We start from the raw sequence: 1380 nt of genomic DNA on the forward strand, positions 1-1380 counted from the left end.
TTTCTCACGCAGGGGGTCGACCGCGCCTGGGTCAAGTCGCTGTGGACACCCGCCACGCGCTGGACCGAGGTCACGGAGGAGGGCTTCCAGGGCGGCCCCGTCATGCCCGACAACTTCGACGGCAAGGCCGCCAGCGTCGAGAAGCTGCGAACGAACGTCGCGCGCGCGGGACTGGTCGGCAGCCTCGTGGCGAACGACTTCAAGTCCAGCGCCATCGTCGCGCCGCTGCTCGACAACGGCAAGGACGGCCGGCTCGACTATTGGCGGCTTTCGCGCGAGATCGAAACCCAGATCCGCGACAAGTACGAGCACGGCGTCGCGCCGGACGGCAAGCCCTGGGGCGTGAAGGTGCACGTCATCGGCTTCGCCAAGATCATCGGCGACCTGCTCGATGGCCTGCTGCAGGTGATGATGTACTTCGGCGCCGCCACGGTGATCGCGGCGCTGCTGCTGTACGGCTACACGCGCTGCGTGCGCAGCACGGCGATGGTGCTGGCGTGCTCGCTGGTCGCGGTGCTGTGGCAGGTGGGGCTCGTCAAGCTGGTCGGGCTGGAACTGGACCCTTACTCGATGCTGGTCCCGTTCCTCGTCTTCGCGATCGGCGTGAGCCACGGCGCGCAGAAGATGAACGGCATCATGCAGGACATCGGCCGCGGCACGCACCGGCTGGTGGCTGCGCGCTACACCTTCCGGCGCCTCTTCCTGGCGGGCGTCACCGCGCTGATGGCCGACGCGGTGGGCTTCGCGGTCCTGATGCTGATCCCGATCCCCGTGATTCGCGAACTGGCGCTGACCGCGAGCATCGGCGTCGCGGTGCTGATCTTCACCAACCTGCTGCTGCTGCCGGTGCTGCTGTCCTATGTCGGTGTGAGCCCGGCCGCGGCCGAGCGCAGTCTGAAGGTGGAGCTGGATCAGGCCGCGGGGCGGGGAGGGCGCTTCTGGGGCGTGCTCGACAACTTCGCTGCGAAGCGCAGTTGGGCACTCGCGGCGGTGCTGGGCTCGCTGGCGCTCGCCGGCGGGGGTTTTGCGGTGAGCCTGAAGCTGCAGGTCGGCGATCTCGATCCGGGCGCGCCGGAGTTGCGGCCCGACTCGCGCTACAACCGCGACAACGCCTTCGTCACGAAGAACTATTCGCTGTCCAGCGATCTCTTCGCCGTGATCGTGAAGACGCCGAAGGAAGGCTGCCTGAAGTACGACACGCTGGCGCACGTCGACCGCCTCGCGTGGGAACTGCAGCAGCTCCCGGAAGTGCGCGCGACGCTCGGCCTGCAGGACGTGGTGCGCCAGATCACCGCCGGCTCCTTCGAAGGCAACCCCAAGTGGCTGACCATCAGCCGCAACCAGGACGTGCTGAACTACGGCGCGCAGCAGGCGACGGTG

Annotated in this window: 1 protein-coding gene; it reads left to right on the forward strand. The window is 68.0% G+C overall.

The annotated features are described in order from the left end of the window. Positions 1–1380 (forward strand): efflux RND transporter permease subunit (locus tag AC1DN9_RS29980; RefSeq protein WP_478106006.1); only part of this gene is annotated, 1380 nt, incomplete at both ends.

Source organism: Variovorax sp. 05L425 (genome assembly GCF_056397705.1).